19 protein-coding genes are annotated in these 22,285 nt (G+C 62.5%); 2 read left to right on the forward strand and 17 right to left on the reverse strand.

All coding sequences use genetic code 11. The features are described 5' to 3' along the window. Positions 1 to 105 precede the first annotated feature (105 nt). The 5 genes from KUV51_RS18620 to KUV51_RS18640 form a co-directional block, all read right to left on the reverse strand. Positions 106 to 1,734 carry an ABC transporter ATP-binding protein gene (locus tag KUV51_RS18620; RefSeq protein ID WP_222522950.1) on the reverse strand — a complete coding sequence of 543 codons (1,629 nt, stop codon included), beginning with the start codon at positions 1,732 to 1,734 and terminating at the stop codon, positions 106 to 108. Next, positions 1,731 to 2,597: an ABC transporter permease gene (locus KUV51_RS18625; protein WP_222522951.1), complete on the reverse strand. Its 867-nt coding sequence runs from the start codon at positions 2,595 to 2,597 to the stop codon at positions 1,731 to 1,733. The genes KUV51_RS18620 and KUV51_RS18625 overlap by 4 nt, the downstream gene beginning before the upstream one ends. Further along, positions 2,594 to 3,568, reverse strand: coding sequence for an ABC transporter permease (locus tag KUV51_RS18630; RefSeq protein WP_222522952.1), 975 nt, complete (start codon positions 3,566 to 3,568; stop codon positions 2,594 to 2,596). Before KUV51_RS18630 ends, KUV51_RS18625 begins: the two co-directional genes overlap by 4 nt. Positions 3,569 to 3,632: 64 nt before the next feature. Beyond that, positions 3,633 to 5,213 carry an ABC transporter substrate-binding protein gene (locus KUV51_RS18635; protein ID WP_222522953.1) on the reverse strand — a complete coding sequence of 527 codons (1,581 nt, stop codon included), beginning with the start codon at positions 5,211 to 5,213 and terminating at the stop codon, positions 3,633 to 3,635. A 116-nt stretch (positions 5,214 to 5,329) separates the two neighbouring features. Continuing rightward, complete coding sequence (locus KUV51_RS18640) at positions 5,330 to 6,262, reverse strand: LysR family transcriptional regulator (RefSeq protein ID WP_222522954.1); 933 nt, start codon at positions 6,260 to 6,262, stop codon at positions 5,330 to 5,332. Positions 6,263 to 6,370: 108 nt separating this feature from the next. Between KUV51_RS18640 and KUV51_RS18645 the strand changes: the two genes are divergently transcribed. Beyond that, positions 6,371 to 8,008 (forward strand): amidohydrolase, encoded by a 1,638-nt coding sequence (locus KUV51_RS18645; protein WP_315898848.1) that lies wholly within the window; start codon positions 6,371 to 6,373, stop codon positions 8,006 to 8,008. Then, on the forward strand, positions 8,001 to 8,882 hold the full coding sequence (locus KUV51_RS18650) for a CobW family GTP-binding protein (RefSeq protein ID WP_222522955.1): 882 nt from the start codon (positions 8,001 to 8,003) through the stop codon (positions 8,880 to 8,882). The genes KUV51_RS18645 and KUV51_RS18650 overlap by 8 nt, the downstream gene beginning before the upstream one ends. A 7-nt stretch (positions 8,883 to 8,889) precedes the next feature. On the opposite strand, the gene KUV51_RS18655 is transcribed toward KUV51_RS18650, so the two are convergent. From KUV51_RS18655 to KUV51_RS18710, 12 genes are read right to left on the reverse strand one after another with little or no spacing between them, the layout of a single operon-like run. Then, a complete protein-coding gene (locus KUV51_RS18655; protein ID WP_222522956.1) occupies positions 8,890 to 10,734 on the reverse strand; it encodes a V-type ATP synthase subunit A in 1,845 nt (614 codons plus the stop codon). Then, positions 10,731 to 11,423, reverse strand: a complete 693-nt coding sequence (locus KUV51_RS18660; RefSeq protein ID WP_222522957.1) for a hypothetical protein — start codon at positions 11,421 to 11,423, stop codon at positions 10,731 to 10,733. The genes KUV51_RS18655 and KUV51_RS18660 overlap by 4 nt, the downstream gene beginning before the upstream one ends. Positions 11,424 to 11,425: 2 nt before the next feature. Further along, entirely contained in the window at positions 11,426 to 12,103 is a 678-nt protein-coding gene (locus KUV51_RS18665) for a hypothetical protein (protein ID WP_222522958.1), read from the reverse strand. Beyond that, a complete protein-coding gene (locus KUV51_RS18670; protein ID WP_039689826.1) occupies positions 12,103 to 12,546 on the reverse strand; it encodes an ATP synthase subunit C in 444 nt (147 codons plus the stop codon). Before KUV51_RS18670 ends, KUV51_RS18665 begins: the two co-directional genes overlap by 1 nt. After that, positions 12,543 to 14,336 (reverse strand): V-type ATP synthase subunit I, encoded by a 1,794-nt coding sequence (locus tag KUV51_RS18675; protein WP_222522959.1) that lies wholly within the window; start codon positions 14,334 to 14,336, stop codon positions 12,543 to 12,545. The genes KUV51_RS18670 and KUV51_RS18675 overlap by 4 nt, the downstream gene beginning before the upstream one ends. Then, positions 14,333 to 14,929, reverse strand: coding sequence for a V-type ATP synthase subunit D (locus KUV51_RS18680; protein WP_222522960.1), 597 nt, complete (start codon positions 14,927 to 14,929; stop codon positions 14,333 to 14,335). The genes KUV51_RS18675 and KUV51_RS18680 overlap by 4 nt, the downstream gene beginning before the upstream one ends. Then, positions 14,907 to 16,268: a V-type ATP synthase subunit B gene (locus KUV51_RS18685; RefSeq protein WP_222522961.1), complete on the reverse strand. Its 1,362-nt coding sequence runs from the start codon at positions 16,266 to 16,268 to the stop codon at positions 14,907 to 14,909. The genes KUV51_RS18680 and KUV51_RS18685 overlap by 23 nt, the downstream gene beginning before the upstream one ends. Further along, a complete protein-coding gene (gene arcC / locus KUV51_RS18690) occupies positions 16,258 to 17,241 on the reverse strand; it encodes a carbamate kinase (protein ID WP_222522962.1) in 984 nt (327 codons plus the stop codon). Before arcC ends, KUV51_RS18685 begins: the two co-directional genes overlap by 11 nt. 2 nt (positions 17,242 to 17,243) lie before the next feature. Beyond that, a complete protein-coding gene (gene argF / locus KUV51_RS18695) occupies positions 17,244 to 18,245 on the reverse strand; it encodes an ornithine carbamoyltransferase (protein WP_222522963.1) in 1,002 nt (333 codons plus the stop codon). Between the two features lie 21 nt (positions 18,246 to 18,266). Beyond that, on the reverse strand, positions 18,267 to 19,496 hold the full coding sequence (locus tag KUV51_RS18700) for an arginine deiminase (RefSeq protein WP_222522964.1): 1,230 nt from the start codon (positions 19,494 to 19,496) through the stop codon (positions 18,267 to 18,269). Next, positions 19,496 to 20,857, reverse strand: a complete 1,362-nt coding sequence (locus KUV51_RS18705; protein ID WP_222522965.1) for an amino acid permease — start codon at positions 20,855 to 20,857, stop codon at positions 19,496 to 19,498. The genes KUV51_RS18700 and KUV51_RS18705 overlap by 1 nt, the downstream gene beginning before the upstream one ends. Positions 20,858 to 20,860: 3 nt before the next feature. Next, on the reverse strand, positions 20,861 to 22,261 hold the full coding sequence (locus KUV51_RS18710) for a YfcC family protein (RefSeq protein WP_222522966.1): 1,401 nt from the start codon (positions 22,259 to 22,261) through the stop codon (positions 20,861 to 20,863). Positions 22,262 to 22,285 lie beyond the last annotated feature (24 nt).

Genomic DNA, 22,285 nt, shown 5'->3' on the forward strand with positions numbered 1-22,285 from the left:
CAACCCGTTTCATTCGGAACAACGAATGCAGGCTGACTTCCGCACGGATAGATAAAAGATTTATAATCATTGTTATGTAATTTAATTCAAGAAGTCTGACACCTGTCAGACAGACTCCCTTGCGCTTTCCACCGAGGGCACGGCAGCCAACAGGTTTCGCGTATACGCCTTTTGGGGTGCCGCAAAAACCGCGTTGCGTGTCCCGTATTCGACAATGTCACCCATATACATGACCGCGACATGGTCACACATCTGCTGCACAACACCCAGATCGTGGCTGATGAAAAGATAGGTCAGATTCAAATCCCGTTGCAGGTCGCGCAGCAGATCCAGAATCTGGGCCTGAATAATCACATCGAGAGCCGACACCGCTTCGTCACAAATGATCAGGCTCGGGTTTGTTGATAGCGCGCGGGCGATACTGATGCGCTGCCGCTGTCCACCCGAGAATTGATGCGGAAAGAGGTTCATCTGCTCAGGGTGCAGCCCCACCTGTTCGAACAACTCCGCCACCCGTGCGTCGCGTTGTGCCGCAGGCAGGTTTCCCAAGTTGTCCATGGGTTCACGCACAATGGCGCCGGCGCGCAAGCGCGGGTTCAATGACGAGTACGGGTCCTGAAAAATCACCTGCACATTCGCGCGTGCCTGCCGCAGCGCCTCACCTTCGAGCGTCAGCATGTCCGTGCTGTCCAGGGTCACATGCCCAGCCTGCGCCGCCACCAACCGCGCCACCGCAAGGGCTGCCGTGGTTTTGCCTGACCCACTCTCTCCCACGATGGCCAGTGTCTTACCCCGCTCCACATCAAAGCTGATGCCATTCACGGCGGTGAACATCTCGCGCTTGCCCCAGCGTTTCTTCACGGCGAACTGCACCGTCAGGTCACGGACACTTAAAAGCGGCTGATCGACCTGCGCCGTGACTTCGCTTTCATCGCGTGTTTCCGGCGTCAAATGCGGCACGCTCGCGATCAGCGACTTCGTGTAATCATTCTGCGGGCGATTGATCAGATCTGTCACGGTGCCATCCTCGACCTTTTCACCTTTGAGCATCACAACCACCCGGTCGGCCATCTCAGCGACCACACCCATGTCATGGGTGATCAGGATTGTTGCTGTCTGGGTTTCCGTCGCCAGCTCGCGCATCAGGTCAAAGATTTCGGCCTGCACCGTTACGTCGAGGGCCGTGGTCGGCTCATCCGCGATCAGGATCTTGGGCCGACAGGCCAGCGCCATTGCGATCATCACACGCTGACGCTGCCCCCCCGACATTTCGTGCGGATAGGTTGCCGCCCTGCCCTTGGCGTTGGGAATGCGCACGGCATCCAGCAAATCAACGGCATTGGCCCAGGCCTCCGCCGCGCCCTGTTTCTGATGATGGCGCAACACCTCGGCAATCTGTTCGCCCACAGTGTAGACCGGGTTGAGCGAGGTCATCGGCTCCTGAAAAATCATGCCGATCTGGTTGCCCCGGATGCGGCGCAGGGCGGCATCCTCCATCTGGATCATGTCCTGCCCTTCGAACATGATCCGCCCCGCGGCGACACGGCCAATGCGGGGGAGCAGCCCCATAACCGCAAGCGCCGTCATGGATTTGCCGCTGCCGGATTCACCCACGATGCTCAGCGTCTCACCGGGGTTCAGCCAAAGCGACAGGTCATCGACAACCGGCACCATCCCGCCCCGTGTCGCCAGTTCGATGCGCAGGTTTTCGACGGACAGAAGCGGTGCGCTCATCGTTCCCTCAGCTTCGGGTTCAAGGCGTCGTTGAGGCCGTCGCCCACAAGGCTGATGGCCAGAACGGTGACAAAGATGGCGATGCCCGGCACGGTAACGGTGTAGCTGGCGTCGAGGATGTACTGCCGGTTCGACCCGATGATCTGCCCCCAACTGGCAACATTCGGGTCCGTCAGACCCAGAAAGCTCAAACCCGCCTCGAACAGAATGGCAGAGCCAACCATCAGGGCCGCCTGCACAATGATCGGCGGCAACGCGTTGGGCAGGATCACCCGAAACATCAGCCCGCCATTGCGAACGCCCCCGGCACGCGCAGCGGTGACATATTCCAGCTCACGGATACGCAGAAATTCGGCCCGCGTGATCCGGGCCACGGCGGGCCAGCTGACAAGGCCAATGGCTATGGTGATCATCAGCAGGGACGCACCAAAAAGCGCCACGATGACCATTGAGAACAAAAGCGTCGGCAGGACCTGAAAGAACTCGGTCAGGCGCATCAGCACCTCTTCGACCCAACCGCGATAGAACCCGGCCAGCGCGCCAATGGTGATGCCTATGGTCACGGTGACAAACGCCGCCGCCAGACCAACGGTCAGCGACACTCGCGCACCATGGATCAGCAATGACAGCAGGTCGCGGCCCAGATAGTCGGTGCCCAGCAGATACCCCTCGGTCCCCGGCGGCGTGAACGGGGCCCAAACCATGTCGAACGGATTGCCGGGATAAAGCACCGGGCCCAGAACAGCGACACCGATGATGGCCAGCAGGATGACCAACCCCGCCACCGCCGCATGGTTGCGCCGAAACATCTCGAACGCTTCGGCGAAGGGCGACCGGGCCTTGAGGTGCGTTTGCTCGCTCATGCCTTGCCCCTCACCCGTGGATCAATCAGGCGCAGCATAAGGTCCGTCAGCAGATTGCCAACAATCACGACGAGCGCGGAGAAAAACAGAATGCCAAGGATCGTCGGCGTGTCCCGCGCCAGGATCGAGGTGAGTGCCAACTGCCCCAGCCCCGGCCATGAAAACACCGTTTCAACCAGCACAGCGCCCGAGATCACAGCAGAGAACTGCAAGCCTGCCAGCGTCACAACGGGTGGCAGCGCATTCTTCAGCGCGTGCTTCATCGTCACATCCCGAGGCGACAACCCCTTGGCCTTGGCCGTGCGGACATAGTCCGACCCCAGCACCTCCAGCATCGAGGCGCGGCACAGCCGCGAATAGAGCGCGATGAAGATCGACCCAAGCGTCAGCATCGGCAGCACCAGATGGTGCGCGACCGACAGCGCTTGGGGAAAGAACCCCTCGACCGTCACATCCCGCATCCCCGCCACGGGGAAGAGCGGGATTTTCAGAGAAAAGGCGATCAGCAGCAGGATGCCTGTCCAGAACACGGGCGCGGCATAACCGAACAACGCAAAGAGAGTGACGATGTGGCTCAGAATGCCATTCGGTCGTTGCGCCGCGAACACCCCCAGCAGAATGCCCACCACAAGGGCAAAGATCTGCGCCGAGAAGACCAGAAGCAGCGTCGCAGGCAAACGCTCAAAGATCATCTCGGTCACGGGACGATTGTAGAAATACGACTGCCCCAGATCGAACTGGAACACCCGCCAGACATAATTGCCCAACTGTACGATGACGGGCTGATCCAACCCGTATTCGGCCCGGATTTGAGCCACCAGTTCCGCGCTGGCTCCGCCCATATCAGCGGCAATGGTGTCCACCACATCGCCCGGTGCCAGATTGATCATGGTGAAATTCAGCACCAGGACAGCCAGCAACAGCAGCAACCCGTAAAGGGTCCGTTGCGCCAGTACGACCAGAAATCCCATGCACCACCACCTCAATAAAAACCTGCCCCGGGGATCGGGGCAGGAAGGTCTTTCTCAGGACAGCTTACTCTTTCAAGAAAACAAGGTCATAGGGAGAGGAGGATGACCAAATGCCCAGAGGCGGGTTGCCGACCTTTTTGTTGTAGATCGTGTGATACGGCAGCGTATTGGTCCAGTAGACCGGCAGGTCATCCGCCAGGATCTCCTGGAACTCCTTGTAAAGGGCCGCGCGCTTGTCGGGATCGATCTCCTGCCCCGCTGCTGCCATCAGCTCATCAATCCGTTCGTTGGCGTATTGCTGCGTGTTGGACCAGATGACGCCTTCCTTGATGTTCTGACTGTCATAGGTGCGGTGCACCCCGATCACCGGATCACCCCAGTTGAACACCGTGTCCCAGGTCATATCGAAATCGTGGTTCGAGATTTTGTTCGCCCAGGTCGGGAAATCGACAAAGGAGTTCACGGTGACATCAATGCCAACCTTGGCCAGCGACGCCTTGGTGAACTCCGCCTGTGGCTTTGTCGTCGGATTGCCGTGGTCGATGGTCAGCGAAAAGCGAATGCCATCCGCACCCTTCTCATACCCGGCCTCGTCCAACAGCGCGTTGGCCTTGTCGATGTCCAGATCATACCCGTTCACATCAGGGTAGTAGAGCGGCGAACCGGGGTGGATACCCGTCTTCGACTCCTGGCTCAGCCCCAGCATGATGGCGTTCAGGATGAAATTCTTGTCGATGGCGTAGGCAATCGCCTGACGCACCCGCTTGTCGGCCAGCGGCCCATCAGACCCGGTGTTGAACGCCAGCCAGTTGATCGGACCAATGGCGGCATAGCCTTCGTCGGTGGCGACCAGATCGTCATTCTCGGACATCCGCTTGATGTTGCGCACGGTGTTTTCGAACGTCGTCATATGCAGCTCGCCGTTCTCCATCCCGATGGCGCGGGCCGACGCATCCTTGATGATGCGATAGACGATGCGGTCCAGATAGGGACGCCCTTCGATAAAGAAGTCGTCATTGCGTTCCAGGATCACCTGCTGGTCCGCCGTGAACTCCACGAACTTGAACGGGCCCGATCCGACCACATCCTGCCCATTGCGCGGGTGCGATTTCGGGTCCTGACCGTCGCCATAGATGTGCTTCGGGATGATCGGCATCAGCTGCGACGACATCGCCAAGAGCAGCGCCGGGTGCGGCTGCGACAGCTTCAGGACGGCAGTGTGATCATCCGGCGTCTCGACGGCCTCGACGACGCCGAACATCGTCTTGAACGGGTGGTTCGCCTTGATCGTCTCGACCGAGAATGCGACGTCTTCGGACGTGATCGGCTCGCCGTCATGGAAGGTCGCGCCTTGGACAAGGTTCAACGTCATCGACAGCCCGTCATCGGACCACGCCCAGCTTTCGGCAAGGTAGGGCTGAGGGGTCCAGTCCTCGTCATAGCGCAGCGGCGCCGCGAACAGTTGCGCCCCCGGCGCACCTGTTACGATGCCCGACTGCACGGCAGGGTTCAGATGGCGCGGGGTCTGCGGAAGGGTCGTGATCAAGGTGCCACCGCGCACAGGTTCCTCGGCAACGACCGTTGAACTCAGCAGGGCAGCAATCCCCGCCGCCACGGCCAAACGTCTCAAGACAGCAATCTTCATCGGTCTTCTCCCAGGGTCTATTTTTTGTTGAGGGCAAGGTTAGGCGGCAGCCATCAGTCGAAAAAATAGTTTTAATACGTGTGAAAAAGCTAAAAAATGATGCTTATCATGGTGGTTCACCCGACACGTACAGCCAGGTTTTCAAAGACCCCATCCGCGCGAAGCATATGGCAACACTCGATAAAGCGCTGCACCGGATAGGGCAGCGCCACCCTTGATTGCGTAACCAACCCAAAGCGCCGCGCCGGGATCGGGTCCGTGATCGGCAGAACAGTAATGCCCCGGCTGTCCAACGCTGCGCTTACAGGACGGGCATTCAAAATGGAAAAGCCAAATCCCGAGGCAACCAGCGTACGTATCATTTCGACCGATGACGTCGCATGAGCGACGCGCACCCTGAGACCCGCCCCCGAAAACAGGTCCGAATAGTACGTTCCGGACCGCTGCAGTTGCAGGTTGATCATCGGTTGGTCCTGTAGATCCGCAAGGCTCAGAGATGTCCGCCGTGCCAGCGCATCCTGCGTGTTGACCATGGCGTAATGCGGCAGCTCGACCATCAGGTCGAAATCATGGTGGTTCGCAATCACCTCTTCGTAGGTAAAGGCAACATCCGCCACACCGGTGTCGAGGTATTCGGCAACACTGTCCATATCACCCTCGACCAACTCAAACTGAACCTTGGGAAACTCGGATTGGAATTGCTTGATGGCTGGCGGCAGAAAAGTGGCCGCTGCAGTGGCAAAACAAGCCAAACAGATCGTTCCAGTGACGGCTCCACCAAGCGCAAAGAGTTCGGCCTCAAACTCGCTATGCTCGGCCAGGAAACGGCTGATCAGTTTCAGCGTATCCGCTCCTCCGGGCGTTTTTTGGATGCCCTTTGCCGGTACGCGCGTGAAAATGCCAAAGCCCAGCTCTGCTTCAAGCGCATCAATCGCCGCCGTGATCGAACTTTGCGAGATGCTCAGCGCCTCGGCGGCAGCGGCAATTGACCCAAGCCGCCCCGTGGCCTCGACGTAGCGCATTTGTTTGAGCGTCAGGCTGCTCGGCATCTATCCCCCAAAAAATGGTCTTTAGGCGCCGATTAAATCCAGTTTTTGGCAAAAAGAAAACCGCCTAGCGTTGCAAGACAGACCTTTGCATCCCTAGGGCCCCGGCACGTGATCAAAATCTTCTCAGCCCGCAAGATCCTGACAATGAACCCGCAAAAGCCGCACGCGACCCATGTGGCCATACGCGACGGTATCATCCTTGGCGCCGGATCACTCGAAGAACTTGAAGGTTGGGGGAAGTATGATCTCGACACGCAATTTGCCGACAAAGTGCTGATGCCCGGCCTCGTCGAGGGGCACTGCCACCTGCAGGAAGGCGCGCTCTGGTCCCACACCTATGTGGGCTTCTTCGACCGCATGTCACCCGAGGGGGACATGCAGGCGGGGTGCAAAAACCTCGACGCCGTCCTGTCCAAGCTGGCCGCAGCAGAGGCCAGGCTTGAGGACCCCGACGCCCCCCTGCCCGCATGGTCCCTCGATCCGATCTATTTCGACAACCAGCGCGTGGACCGCGCACAGCTGGATGCCATCTCGACCACCCGCCCCATCGGGATCATGCACGCCTCCGGCCACATCATGAACGTGAACTCCAAGGCGCTGGAACTGGCGGGCCTCCTGCGGCATGGCATCAATCACGAAGGGGTGCCACTGGGCGATGACGGCTTGCCCACGGGCGAATTGAAGGGCCCGGACGTGATGAGCCCCGTTTCCATCCACGTGGGTTTTGACCGTGACATGCTGTCCTGTGACGAACAGGGCATGTGGCGCTTTGGCAAGCTTTGCGTGCGGGCGGGCGTGACAACGGCCACCGACCTCGCCGCCCGCCTGCCGGACGAGGCGGTGGCCACATTGCGCAAGGTCACGGGCAACACCGCCTTCCCGGCCCGCATCGTGCCCTTGCGCTTTCACCACGGTGTCAGCCCCGAGGACCTGATCAAACATGTCGAAGCACTGGCGCCGCAAAGCACCGACAAGCTGCGCCTGGGTCGGATCAAGATCGTGGTCGACGGCTCGATCCAGGGCTTCTCCGCCCGCCTGCGCGCGCCCGGTTACTACAACGGCGCACCCAATGGCCTGTGGTACATCGCACCCGAACATCTCGCCTACATCCTCGAAACGTCGCTGGCCAAGGGCATCCAGGTCCATTGCCACACCAACGGGGACGAGGCGACGCAACTTGTCATCGACACCATGCGCAAGGCGCTGCGCAAGGCACCGTCCAGCGATCACCGCTTTACCTTGCAGCACTGCCAACTGGCCGACACGGCACAGTTCCGGCAGATCAAGGAACTGGGGCTGTGCGTGAACCTCTTTGCCAACCACCACCATTACTGGGGGGATCAGCACTATGACCTGACCGTCGGCCCCGAGCGCGCCGAACGCATGAACGCCGCGGGCACCGCTGCACGGCAGGGCGTGCCCTTTGCCATTCACTCCGACGCACCCATCACACCGCTGGGCCCGCTGTTCACCGGCTGGTGCGCGATGAACCGCAAGACGGCCTCGGGCCGAACCTTGGGCGAAGCAGAAAAGATCACGCTCGACCAGGCGCTCCACGCCATCACCCTCGGCGCGGCCTACACCCTGAACCTGGACGGAGAGGTGGGCTCCATCGAGACCGGAAAACGCGCCGATTTCGCCGTGCTGGAAGACGACCCCGAAGAGATGGGTGTAGAAGGGCTCAAGGACACGCGCGTCTGGGGCACCGTCCTCGGCGGCACGCCCTTCGCGGCAGCAGATGTCTGACGCACCCCTGCCCCTGACGATCATCGGCGGATATCTGGGTGCAGGCAAAACCACCCTGATCAACCAGATCCTGCGCCACTCAAACGGGCAACGGCTGGCCGTGCTGGTCAACGATTTCGGCGCCCTGCCCATCGACGCCGATCTGATCGAAGCACAGGACGACGACCTGATTGCGCTCGCAGGGGGATGCGTGTGCTGTTCCTACGGCGATGACCTGATGCTGGCGCTGACCCGGATGCGCACGCTCGACCCCAAGCCGGACCACGTGCTGCTCGAAACCTCGGGCGTCGCGCTGCCGGGCAAGATCGCGGGTGCTGTCAGCCTGTTCGGCACCGGCATCCACGTGTTGGGCGTCGTGGTTCTCGCAGATGCGGACGGTCTGCCGGCACAGCTGCAGGACAGCTACCTCGCCGACACGATCATTCGGCAACTTGGATCAGCCGACCTAGTCAGTCTGACCAAGACCGACCTCGCCACACCGGAGCGGATCAACAGCAGCCGGTTCAATATCGGCCGCCACGCCCACGACGCAGCACTGGTCGAAAACAGCAACGACATCCTCCACCACGTGCTGTCGGCGGAAACATCGCGCCACAGCACGACGGCATTTGACGCAGGGCCACACCACATCGAACTGACCTCCCGCACCGTCACGCCGCCGGGTCCCGTCGATGCCCATGCGCTGGCCCAATCGCTTGCCGACACCGACGCCGTCGTGCGGGCCAAGGGCCACCTGTTGAATGCACCGGACGGCACACTTGTGACCCTGCAACTGGTGGGCAAACGGTTCACGCTGACACCAGCCGACCCCGCGTTGAAACCGGGCATCGTGATCATCGAAAAAAGAACCGGCAACGCTTCGACAGCGGCATGACGCACGCTCACATCCCGGCGATCTTCGCCTCGATCTGACCCAGCAAGGCCTTGTATTCCGGCGTAGCATCCGCAGCGTAGTGAAAGTTCTTGAACAGCCCCGTCACTTCGGTGAACCACGCCCGGATCGCATCCTTGTCATCCAACGGCATCGGCGCATCGACAACCCGCTGCATCAACGCGAACACACGCTGCTGCCGCTCCAACGGCACGCAACTGTCCACGCCATCGAACGCATCCTGCTGCAGATAGATCATGTCGACAAACAGCGCCTTCTGATAGGTCACATAGTCCTCGAGCGTCACGCCTTCCTCGCCCGTCACCTTCATCATCTGGCTGATCTGCTCGCCGCGTTCCAGTAGGTCTTGCATCGCCTTCACCTTGCCGGTCCACCCCGGCTCGATATGCAAATCGTACCACTCCGCCATCTGCTCCAGATACCGCGACCAGGACAGCAGCGGGTCCACCGCCGGATAGAACCGTTTGTAAGCACGCTCCGACGACAGCCCCAGAAAGCACTTCACCGTCGACAAAGTCGCCTGCGTCACCGGCTCGTCAAAGTTGCCACCCGCTGGCGACACCGTCCCGATCATGGTCAGACTGCCCGTGGCCCCATCGACGCCGGTGATGACGCCAGCCCGCTCGTACAACCCCTTGATCGAGCTTTCGAGGTAGGCAGGATACCCCTCCTCGCCCGGTATCTCCTCCAGCCGCCCGCTCGTCTCGCGCATCGCCTGCGCCCAGCGGGACGTGCTGTCAGCAATCAACAGCACATCCAGTCCCATCTGGCGGTAATACTCGCCCAGCGTGATGCCCGTAAAAATCGACGCCTCCCGCGCCGCCACGGGCATGGAGGACGTGTTGCAGATGATGATCGTCCGATCCATCAGGCTCCCGCCCGAAGTCGGGTCAGTCATCTCAGGGTACTCGGTAATGGTCTCCACCACCTCGCCCGCGCGCTCCCCACAGGCCACGATGATCACCACATCCACCTGCGCATTGCGTGCAATCAAGTTCTGCAACACGGTCTTGCCCGCCCCAAAAGGCCCGGGAATGCACGCCGTCCCGCCCCGCGCGATGGGAAAGAACGTGTCGATCAACCGTTGCGAGGTCAGCACCGGCGTATCGGGATACTTCCGCCGCACAGCACCAGACTTCAGCAAATCCCCCGCCATCGGTCGCCGCACCGGCCAGCGCTGCGACAGGGGGATCACATGCTCCTCTCCCCCGTCCGAGGTCAGGCGCGCGACAGGGTCATTGACGGTCACGGCGCCCTTCTGCACCCAGTTCACGGTATAGGTGCCGGTCCAGTTGAAAGGCAGCATGATCTTGTGGGTAAACCGCCCCTCGGGCACCGTGCCGATGGTCTGACCGGCCGTCACCCGGTCCCCCAGCTTCACCGACGGGGTAAAGGACCACTTCGCCGCCCGGTCCAACGGATCCACATCCGCGCCACGCGGCAGAAAAATGCCATAGGCGTTCGCCACCTGCTTCAACGGCGCCTGCAACCCGTCATAGACCTGCCCCAGCAGCCCAGGCCCCAGCGCCACCGACAGAAGCTGACCGCTCTGGATGACCGGATCGCCCACGGCGACACCTTGGGTGCTCTCATAGACCTGCGCGTCAGCAGTGTTGCCGCGCACGCGCAGGATCTCGGCCTTCAATCGCTCCTGCCGCCCACCCGCAGCCAGACGGCTGGGCAGAATGAACACCATTTCGTTCTTGACCAAGGCGCCGGGCGAGCCGTCCGGCTGGTCCACGGCTTCGATCTTGACCAGCCCCTCCTGCACGGCAACGACGCGGGCCGTCGCAGCCTCTGCTTCGGTTTCCTGCTTCAACGCGGCAACGCTCATGCCCCGACCCCTTCAGCCTGCAAATGGGGAAAATTCTGCAGCGCCTCCTCCGACAACTCGGTAAAGCGCTGCGCGGCAGCCACGCTATCAGCCTTGGCCCAGCGGTCAAAGATGTTCCACTTCAGCACGTAGATCACCACCGCCTCGAAATCGAAATGGTGCCGCCCGGCATGGCGCTGCAACTGGCGAAAGGTGACATCGAGCAAGTGGCGTTGCAGGGCCAGCGGATCACCCGTCTCCAAAAGCTGCCCCGCCCGCCGCAGCCACGGCATGGACCGGTCGAGGCCAAACGCAGGCTCGCGCCAGTTCGCCGCGATATGCGAGGTCCAGACGCCATAGCCCCAGGCGCCCTCCGGCGCCCCTGCCCCACCCTGCCGCATCCGCAAGGCGGCCATGGCCGTACGCAATTCCATCCGCTCATCCACGATCCGGCGCAGGGTCCGCTGCGGCAGGTCCGCCATCAGCACCTTGGCCCGCGACACAAGCGTGTGCAGGTCCGACCCCCGGTCATAAGCCGACCAACTCAGCAGGCCCTCGATCCGCGCCAGCGTCCGCGCGTCATCCTCGCTCAACGCCGACAACCGCCGCTGCAACCGCAAGCGGGACAAGGGCGGGCGTTTGGCCACGAACAGCCGCTCGGAGCTCGGCAGGCTCACCACCAGCGCGACATAGGCATCTGGGTCAGACATGGCTACTTGATCACCCCCTCCAACACGGCGCGAAAGCGCGGTTGCAAATGCTGCATCAACAGCGCGGCAATGGCCTGATCCGACAAATCCAGCGCCACACCATCCTCGCCCGCCTTGGCTCTGATACCGCCATGCAGGTCGCTGGCTGCGAAAAGCGTCACGCCCTCCTTCAACTGATCCTGCGCCAGCCCCAGCACGTACTGCGTCAGCGCCCCCGACTGGATGTCATCGGCATTGGCGGTGATCGCCTCAGGGCCAACAACCTCGGCGGGCAGGATGACACTGGCCCCCTGCCCCACCGATGCCGCCTGTCCGGCCCGACCCACCAGTTCCAGCACCATCTGGCGCAGCATCTCCGGATCGGACATCTCGGCGCTCACCATGCGCTGCACATCCTGTTCGAACTGGGCCATCAAGGTCGATTTCATGGTCAGCACCGCATCGCGCATCGCGGTGTTCAACGCCTCCTCCCCCGCCCGCGCATAGCGGTCAGCGGCCCGCTTGGCTTCGATCCGCGTCTTTTCGGCGGCATCCTCCGCGCGGGCCACGATGTCGGCCGCACGCGCTTCGGCGCCCGCCACCAGCCGCTCGGCCTCTGCCGTGCCAGCGGCCACACCGTCATGGCGCAACCGTGCAATCAGCGCGTCGACCCCCTTGGCCGTCTCCTGCTCTGCCGCCATCACGCAATCCCCGCGCTGATGACCAGGGCAAAGACAAAGGCAAAAACGCCAAACCCCTCGATGATCGCCGCAGGGGCCAGGGCCAAACCAAAGATCTGCGGCTTCTCCTTCGACGCATTGATGGCCGCGGCACAGGCCCGCCCCTGCCAGATCCCGCAATACAAAAGCGCAACACCCGCCAGCAGCCCCACACCAAACAGGCCCCCGGCATTCTCCAGCGTCACCTCACGGTTCAGGGTGAACATGATGACGATGCCATAGATCACAAAGGTCGACGGAAAGGCCGAGATACCGACAAACCGGCCATACCCACCCTCGGTCTCCAGCATCGCGCCAATGCTCGCCTGCCCCGCAATCGAACAGCCGATGGAACTGGCCACGGCCCCCAGGGCCATAGGGGCAAAAATGCCCAGCCAGCCCAATGCAATCACCAATTCCGTCATTCCTGAACCTCCTTGCGGGCAAAGGCCCGGAAGGTGACGCCTTCCTCGGGCAAACCCCATTTGTAAAACTCGATGAAATTAAGCCGCAGGCCATGAACAACGCCGCTCATCATGGCGAGGGCAAAGTTCAGCACATGGCCGATGATGAAAATCAAAAGGCCTCCCAAAAGGGCAAGGCCCGATCCCGACGCCATCACATCCGACGCCAGACCGTTGAACGTGATGGCAAGGGACGCAGAGGCCAGCCCAAGCGCAAAGAGCCGCATATAGGACAGCACATCGCCAAACAGGCCCATCAGCCCGGCAGCGCCCTTCAGCGCGTCAAACCCGCGCCACAGCCAGTCCTTGGGCTGGCGCACGGGCCGGTCACTGGCAAACCACATGACCAGAACCAGCCCCAGAACCATCAGCGCCCCGCCCACAGTGCGCGGCGTCCCCTCAAGGCCCCCTATCCACAGCATCGACCCACCGACCAGCAGCGCAATCCACCCCAGATTGCCAAATCGGCTGCGCGTCGCTTTGGCAGCAAAGGCCATCACATTGGCAAAGCAGATGTGCAGCACCCCGATCAGGATCGACAGCATCATCATCGTGTCAAAATCGTTCAGATCGAGCACCGCAAAGCCCGCCAGCACCCCGCGCTCCGGCGGGCCAAACCCGAAATAGCTGCCCACGATCACGCCAAAGGCCATCGTGGCTGCTGCCAGATACAGTCCCATCCGCCGCCACGCCCGCAGCGCCGCCGTGGCCCCCAGCCGCTGCCAGAACAACAGCACACCCACCGCCACCATCGCGCCGTATCCCGCATCCGCCACGATCATGGCAAAGAACAGGGCAAAGGACAGCATCAGCATCCGCGTCGGATCCCACGCACGGTAGTTTGGCACCTGATAGAAATTCGCCAGATCCACGCCCGCCCCCGCATCATCCGGCTGCACCAGCAAGGTGGGCGGCGTGTCCTCCGGCCCCGGCGCCTCGATCAAAACGGCCAGACCCAGATCGGCACAGGTCCGCTCCACCTCCGGCACCCGGGCCTCAGGCACCCAGCCCTGCACGGCAAAAAGGTCCGGATCGGCCAAGGTCTGACTGTCGGCAAAGGCGCGTTCCGCCAACGTCTCCGCTTCCGACAGCTTGCCCCTCAGCAGCGTCAGATACCGCGTCAGCGCCATCCGCTCGCCCAACAGGGTCTCGATCTCGATCTCGGCCGTCTCCAGATCGGCTTCCAGCACCCGCCCCGGCTTTGACCCCAAATGCACCCGCGGCACGGGCAACAGGTCGCTGGGCGGCTCCTCCGGGCTCAGCACCACGACAAACAGATGGCGCGTGTCCTGCCCCACGATCTGCCAGGGCAACTCCACCGATTGCAGCGCCGCGCGATGCTTCACCGGCAATTGCCAGAACCACAGCCGCTGCCCGGCCAGGCTTTCCAAAGGCGGAAACTCGAAATCCCCCCACGGCTGCATATGCGCCAACCGATTGGCCAACGCATCCCGCCGGTCCCGCGCGCTGCGCAGCCGGTCCTTCAGCGCCAGCACATCGGCGACAAAGGCCTGAACATCGAACTCGGGATCGCTGCGCACCTGCCGCCGCGGCCCAGGCACCACAGCCAGAAAGCGCAACGCCTTATAGGCATCCTCCGCCTCCCGGCTCACCCGCTTCTCCACGCGGCTCTCAACCGGGCACATCGGCAGCAAGTGCATCGCGCCCAGATCCTGCAACCGCGTCAGCGCCACATCCTGCGCCGCCACAGGCCCCACAAGGCTCAGCTTCTTCAGGGGCGCAATGCTCATGCCACCCCCCGCTTGCGTTTGGCCAGCTTCGACCGCGTCACCGCACTGGTCTGCTGATCGCCCAGATAAATCCGGATCTTCTTGATATTGGCCCGCGCATTGGGGATCAGCACCTTATCAAACAGGTTCAGCCGCTGGGTCACGGTTTGCACCGCCTTGTCCAGCACCTCAACCCGCTGCCGCGCCACTTGCACCCGCAACCGCGCGGTCAGCATGTCATGCAGCAGATGCGTCACATGATCGACCCAGTGCGGTAGCACCATCTTGGAATAGGGCCGCACCGTCACCTCGATCCGGTCGAGGACAGGCAGGCGCGTGCCCACCACGTTCTCTTCGGCAAGATGGTAGTCGGTCAGTTCCACCAACCCGCCCAAATCAATGTCGCGATTGCTCAGCATCGGCACATCGCGGCCCACCTGGGCCGCCAGCCGGTCCACTTCCTCCTGCAAGGCGGCCACCTCGGCCACCGCCTTCGCGCGCTCTGCCATCAACTGTTGCCGCTTCAGGTCCAGCGACGGCAAAAACCGCTCATAGCTGCGCAACTGCGCCGCCTCACGGGCAAGCGAGGATTTATTCAGCTGCAACCGCGCCATGCGACCCCTTGGGGAAATACTTGTCGATCAACGGTTGCTTCATCAGCAACTGCGCAGGCTCAAAGCACTCGGCCAGCGTCTGCCAGCACAGGTCCAGCGCCTCCTCCAGCGCGATCGACACGTTGATGTCCATAAACCGCGCCCGGAACAGGTCACCAAACTTCAGAACCTGCCGGTCATACTCCGACAGCTCAAACGCCATCGCCTGCTTCTGCGCCGCATCCCGCGCTTCGGAATAAAACCGGATCATCGTGTTCATGATCTGGCCGTGATCCTCGCGCGTGGTCTTGCCCACGACATTCTGCTTCAGCCGCGACAGGCTGCCAAACGGATCAATCACGCCCGAATGCAGGTAAAACTGCCCCTCGGTGATGTAACCGGTATTGTCAGGCACCGGATGGGTCACGTCATTGCCGGGCATGGTGGTCACCGCCAGAATGGTGACGGACCCGCCCTTCGCGTAGTCACACGCCTTCTCATACCGCCGTGCCAGCTCGCTATAGAGATCGCCCATATACCCCCGCTGCGACGGCACCCGCTCCTGACTGATGCCCACCTCTTTCATGGCATCGGCATAGGCGGTCATGTCGGTCAGCAGGACCAGCACCCGCTTGCCCTCCTCCACCGCGAACTTCTCGGCCACGGCCAGGGCCAGATCAGGCACCAGCAACCGCTCCACCAGCGGATCCGACGCCTGATTGACGAACATGACGGTCCGCGAAAACACCCCCGCATCCTCAAACGACTGCCGGAAGGTATGGAAGTCGTCAAAGATCAGGCCCATGCCGCCAAAGACGACCACATCCGCATCCGCCTGAATGCCGATGCGGGCCAGAAACGGGTTATAGGGCTCGCCCGAGACGGAAAAGATCGGGATCTTCTGGCTCTCAACGAGGCTGTTGAACACATCGATCATCGGCACATCGGTGCGGATCATGCGCTTCGGCACCACACGCTCCGCCGGGTTCACCGACGGACCTCCAATGTCATAGCGCGGCTCCCCGCTCAGGTCCGGACCACCATCCACCGGCGCTCCTGCCCCGTCAAAGACACGGCCCAGAATGTTCCCGGAATAGGGCGCCTGCATAGGATGGCCCAGAAAGGTCGCCGTGGCCCCTGTCGAAATGCCCTTCGTGCCCGAAAACACCTGCAGGCTCACAACATCGCGCTCAATCCGAATGACCTGCGCCAATGACGACGCCCCATCGACACTCTTGACCACGGCCAGATCGCCATAACGCACCACGCTGTCCGTTCCCGCCTGTTCAGGCACGTGGACCTTCAGCGTGTCGCCCACGATCTCCAGCACCTGCGAATAGCGGATCAGCTCACGTACCATGCCGCACCGCCTCTCCTATGACCGGGCCGCGCTCGGGCGGCGTGTCGTGAAAGGTGATCCCCGTCACGTCGGTCGAAATCAGCGTGCCGCGCTTGCCTGCAACCATCCCGCTCAGATCGGACAGGCTGCCGATGGCCGCCGTCTTGCCGGTCTTGCGCACGAACTGGCAAGCTGCCGCAACCTTCGGCCCCATCGACCCGGCGGCAAAGCTGTGCCGCTCCAGCGCGTCGGGCGACGCGATCTTGATCGCGCGCTGATCCGGTGTGCCCCAGTCGAGAAAGACGGCTTCGGCATCCGTGGCAGAGATGAACAGGTCGGCACCGATCTCCCGCGCCAAGAGGGCCGAGGCAAAATCCTTGTCGATGACCGCTTCCACCCCCTCCAGATCGCCCGCATCGTTGTAGGCAGTGGGAATGCCCCCGCCGCCTGCGCAGATGACAACCGTCCCCTGCTCGACAAGCCACTTGATGGGGCGCAGCTGAAAGATGCGGCGCGGCAGGGGCGAGGGCACGACCCGCCGCCACGCATCGCCATCGGCCCGCATCTGCCACCCCTTCTGGGCCGCGATGCGATCCGCCTCCTCCTTGTCATACACGGGACCGACGAATTTCGTGGGCGCGTCAAAGGCCGGGTCGTCCCGGTCCACCTCGACCATGGTCAGAAGCGTGGCAAGCGGCGTCTCGAAGGGCAGCCAGTTGCCCAGCTCCTGTTCGATCATGTAGCCGATCATGCCATCGGTCTGCGCCCCCAGCACATCCAGCGGATAGGCTTCATCGGGTTTGTAGGCATGCCCCTGCAAGGCCAGCAGGCCCACCTGCGGCCCGTTGCCATGGGTCACGATCAACTGGTGATCCAGCGCGATCCGGGCCAGCGCCTTGGCCGCGATGACGGTGTTGGCGCGCTGGTTTTCGGCAGTGAGGGCCTGACCCCGACGCAACAGGGCGTTGCCGCCCAAGGCTGTGACAATCCGCATGATCAGCGCCCCAACGTGGCCACAAGAACGGCCTTGATCGTGTGCATCCGGTTCTCCGCCTGCTCGAACTGAAGGGCGGCCGGGCTCTCGAACACCTCCTCGGTCACCTCCATCTCGGAGATCCCGAACTTATCGAATATCTCCTGCCCGACCTCCGTGTCGGTGTTGTGAAAGGCGGGCAGGCAATGCATGAACTTCGTGCTGGACTTGCCACTGGCCGCCATCAGGTCTGCATTGACCTGGTACGGAGTCAGTTGGGTGATCCGGCGCTCCCACACCTCATCCGCCTCGCCCATCGACACCCAGACATCCGTATGGACGAAATCGGCGCCCTTCACAGCCTCTACCGGGTCTTCGGTGATGGTCAGGGTCGCGCCATAGGTGTTGGCCGCCTCCTTTGCCGGGCCGCGGAACGCATCGGTGGGCCACAGGTCTCGGGGCGACGCAATGCGCACGTCCATGCCCATCAAACAGCCCGCAATCATCAGCGAATGACCCATGTTCGACCGCGCATCGCCGACATAGGCATAGCTGATGTCATGCAGCGGCTTCTCGGCATGTTCCTGCATGGTCAGCAGATCGGCCAGCATCTGGGTCGGGTGAAACTCGTCCGTCAGCCCGTTGAAGACGGGCACACCCGCATGATCGGCCAACACCTGCACCAGATCCTGCCCGAACCCGCGATACTCGATCCCGTCATACATCCGGCCCAGCACACGGGCCGTGTCCTTCATGCTTTCCTTGTGCCCGATCTGCGACCCCGACGGCCCAAGGTAGGTGACCCCCGCCCCCTGATCCATCGCCGCCACTTCAAAGGCACACATCGTCCGGGTCGAGGTCTTTTCGAAGATCAGGCAGATGTTCTTGCCGACCAGATGCTTCTGCTCGGTGCCCGCATATTTCGCCCGCTTCAGATCGCGCGCCAAATCCAGCAGATACCGCAATTCGCGCTGATCGAAATCCAGCAGTTTCAGAAAGCTGCGGCCGTTCAGGTTAAAGGCCATGGGGCTCGTCCTTTCATTGTCTCAATACGCCACCGGGTCACGCCAGATCGGGCAGGTCATGCAGTGACCCCCGCCCCGGCCCCGGCCCAGTTCGGACCCGGCAATGGTGATGACCTCGACACCGGCCTTGCGCAGCAGCGTGTTGGTGTGGGTGTTGCGGTCGTAGGCAACGACCACGCCGGGTTCGAGGGCGACGACATTGTTGCCATCGTCCCACTGCTCCCGCTCCTGGTTGAAGGCATCGCCGCCGGTCTGCACGATGTTAAGCGCCTTGATGCCCAGGCACTCGGCAGCCACGTCGAACAGGTGGCTGTCCTCCTGCCGAAAATCGATCGTACCCTCGCGGTTGCCGGGGCGCAGGCTGACGCAGGTGATCTCGTTGCAGACCTCGACAAAGGCGGTCGCCGTCTCGCGGTCACACTGGCTGAACACGGTATCCAGATGCATGGCGGCCCGGCTGCGCGGCATCTGGCAAGCCACGATCCGCTCGGCCGCACCCTTGGCGAACAGCGCCTTGGCCACCTGCCCCACGGCCTGCGGCGTGGTGCGCTCACCCATACCGATCAGAACGGTGCCGTTGCCCCAGGGCATGACGTCGCCGCCTTCGACCGTGGCCGGTCCATAATCCTTGTCCGGGTCGCCCCACCAGATCTGGAAATCGCCCTCCCGAAAATCGGGATGAAACCTGTAGATGGCCGTCACCAGCAGTGTTTCGGGCTTGCGCGCCCGCCAGTACATCGGGTTTACGGTGACGCCCCCGTAAATCCAGCAACTGTTGTCGCGGGTGAATTGCGTATTGGGCAGCGGCGGGATGACAAAGCCCAGGGTGCCCAGATAGCTGCCGAACATGCCGGAGGGGGTGAACGGCAAATCCTGCACGGCGATCCCACCGATCAGGAACCGGGCCAGATCCCGCGCAGGCAATTCGTCCAACCAGCCGCGCAACTCGCCCAACATGCCGACGCCGACCTGGTTTTCCGTGATACGACGATCCAACACCCAAGCGCGCGCCTCGGCATCTTTCAGCGTGGTCGCCAGCAGGGCCTGGAACTCGAGCACCTCGACCCCACGCTCCTCCATCTTCATGCGGAAATCGGCATGATCCCGACGTGCCTTGTTGACCCACAATACGTCATCGTACAGAAGCTCTGATGCGTTGCCGGGGGTCAGCCGCGCATGGGCCAGGCCGGGCTCACAGACCATGACCTTGCGCAGCGTCCCGATCTCTGAATGCACACCAAATCCGGACATCACGTTGATCCTTCCTCGCTGAAATCACCGGCCTTTGCCCAGCACTGCCAGACGTAAACAGGCACCCCCGCCATCAGCAGCAGGAAGCCATAGAACACGACCTCCGCCCCCGACCCGAAGATCGCCCAGATGGAATAGACAAAGCCCAGGGCACCGAGCCCGATAACCTTGCCCATCTCACCCGGCGCATGGCCGACCGCACCGCGTGCACGCAGCGCCAGTTCGGCGAGCGCGCACAGCAGATAAGGAAACAACGTGGACAGGGTTGCCAGCAGGACGATGAATTCGAACTGCTGGGCCAGGTTCTCGCTGAAACTCATCAGGATCAGACCGCTGGCCAGGGCATTGGACACGATCAGACCGAAGGCGGGCGTGCCGCCCGCGCTTAGCCGCGCAAATGCCTTGGGGAATACGCCATCCTGCGCCGCTCCCAGCGGCACCTGCCCGCTCAGCAAGGTAAAGCCGTTCAGCGTGCCAAAGGTCGACACGCAGGCACCAAGGGCGATGAACACCGCCCCGCCCGCACCCCAGATCGCCCCGGCGACCAGCGCCAGCGGCGCATTCGACCCCACCAGCTCCGCCGACGGGATCACGCCAAGGGCCACGACAGTGACGCCGATATAGACAAGGGCGGTCAACGCCGTGCCGATGATCGTCGCCAGCGGAATGGTCCGCTCCGGCGCGTCCACATCACCCGCAGGCACAGTGGCGGATTCAAGGCCCAGAAAGGCCCACAATGTCAGCGCCGCACAGGCGGAAATGGCCGACATCGCACCGACCTCACTCGTGTTGACGGGCGTGAAGTTGCCCGGATCAATGTAGGCGACACCCAGCACGATCAACGCCAGAAGCGGAAACAGCTTCATGCCGGTGGTCAGGATCTGGACAATGCCCGCCTCGCGCACACCCCGAACGTTCAGCCACGTCAGCAGCCAGATCGCCCCGAGCGCCGCCGTCACACTGGCCACCGGGCTCTCCCCGATCTCGGGCCGCAGAAACCCAAGATAGCCAGCAAAGGCAACAGCAATGGCCGCGTTGCCGGACCACAGCGCAATCCAATAGCCCCACGCCACGAGGAACCCGGCAAAATCGCCGAACCCGTCCCGTGCGTAAGCGTATGGGCCGCCCGTGCGCGGCGCAATCCGCGCCAGCCGCCCAAAGATCAGGGCCAGCACCAGCGCGCCCGCCGCCGTGACAAGCCAGCCCACCAGCGAAATGGACCCGTAAGCCGCCAGCGAAGAGGGCAGCAGGAAGATACCCGACCCGATCATGTTGCCCACGACCAGCGCCGTACAGGCGATCAGGCCCAGCCCGGCCCCCTGCCCTGCCCCTTGGGCGGAAATATCGGGTGCTGCGCTCATGTCTCAGCCCATGGTCGCAATGCTGAGACCCAACATGATGATCGCGCTCAGCACGATCAGCAGCGGCACCATGAAACGGATCCAGCGATCATAGGGCACCCGCCCCAGCGCCAGCCCACCCATCACCACGGCAGAGGTCGGCGTGATCAGGTTCACCAAACCGCTCGCGGACTGGTACGCGGTCACGACCAGCGACCGCTCCACACCCGAAAAATCGCCAAGCGGCGCCATGATGGGCATGGTCAGCACAGCAAGCCCCGAGGACGACGGCACCAGAAAGGACAGGCCCGCCTGCAAGCCGAACATGGTGTTGATAAAGGCGACCTCGCCCAACCCCTGCACGGCCCCCTCGGCCCAGAACAGAACGGTGTCGGTCATGTTGCCCGCATCCATGACGACAACGATGCCGCGCGCGATCCCGATGATCAGCGCCACGCCCAGAAGATCGCGGGCGCCATCGACAAAGGTGGTGACAAAACGCTCCTCTCCCATCCAGTCGATCACGCCGACGATCAGGGCGGCGACCAGGAACAGGGCCGACATCTCGGCCATCCACCAGCCGCCCGCGGCCACACCCCAGATCATCACGCCAAAGCTGGCGGCAAAGACGATCAGGATGATCTTGTGACGGCCCGTGAATGCGATCTCACCCGCATCAGCGCTCTTCAGGAAATGCGTCCTGTTCTCGGCCTCCATGTCGGCCACGACGGACCGCGCCGGATCCTGCCGCACCCGCGCGGCATAGCGCATGACGTAAGCCACGCAAGCCAGCCAGCAGGCCACCAGCAGAGCCAGGCGCAGGTTGATCCCATCCGTAAACGAAATGCCGGCCGCATCGGACGCAATGACGGTAGCAAACGGGTTGATGGTCGAGCCCAACGTGCCCACCCCGGCCCCCAACATGATGATGGCAACCCCGGTCAGGGCATCGTATCCGGCGGCAATCATTACCGGGATGATCAGCGCATAAAAGGCCAGCGACTCCTCGGCCATGCCATAGATCGTGCCGCCCGCCGCAAAAAGCGCCATCATGATCGGGATCATCCACCGCTCACGCCCCTTCAGGCGACGCATGGCGGTGGCGATCCCCGCATCAATGGCCCCCGTCTTGGTCACGACCGCCAGAAAGCCCCCGATGACCAGCACGAACAGCGAGACGTCGATGGCCCGCGCCTCGTAACTGCCCGGATCGTAGAAGCCCGCGATGGGCGCCAGAAAGACATCAATAATGCCCTGCGGGTTCGGCTCTACCGTCTGGTAGGTCCCCGGCACCGGCACGTCGCGGCCCAGGGCCTCGCTGGCAACACGCTCGTATTCACCGGCAGGCACGAACCACGTGGCGATGGCGACAAGCGCAATCAGGGCAAAGAGGATGGTATAGGCGGTCGGAAACTTCATCTTCATGGTGCGAGGGCTTTTCTGAACTCA

Source organism: Tateyamaria omphalii (assembly GCF_019802125.1).
Classification (GTDB): domain Bacteria; phylum Pseudomonadota; class Alphaproteobacteria; order Rhodobacterales; family Rhodobacteraceae; genus Tateyamaria; species Tateyamaria omphalii_B.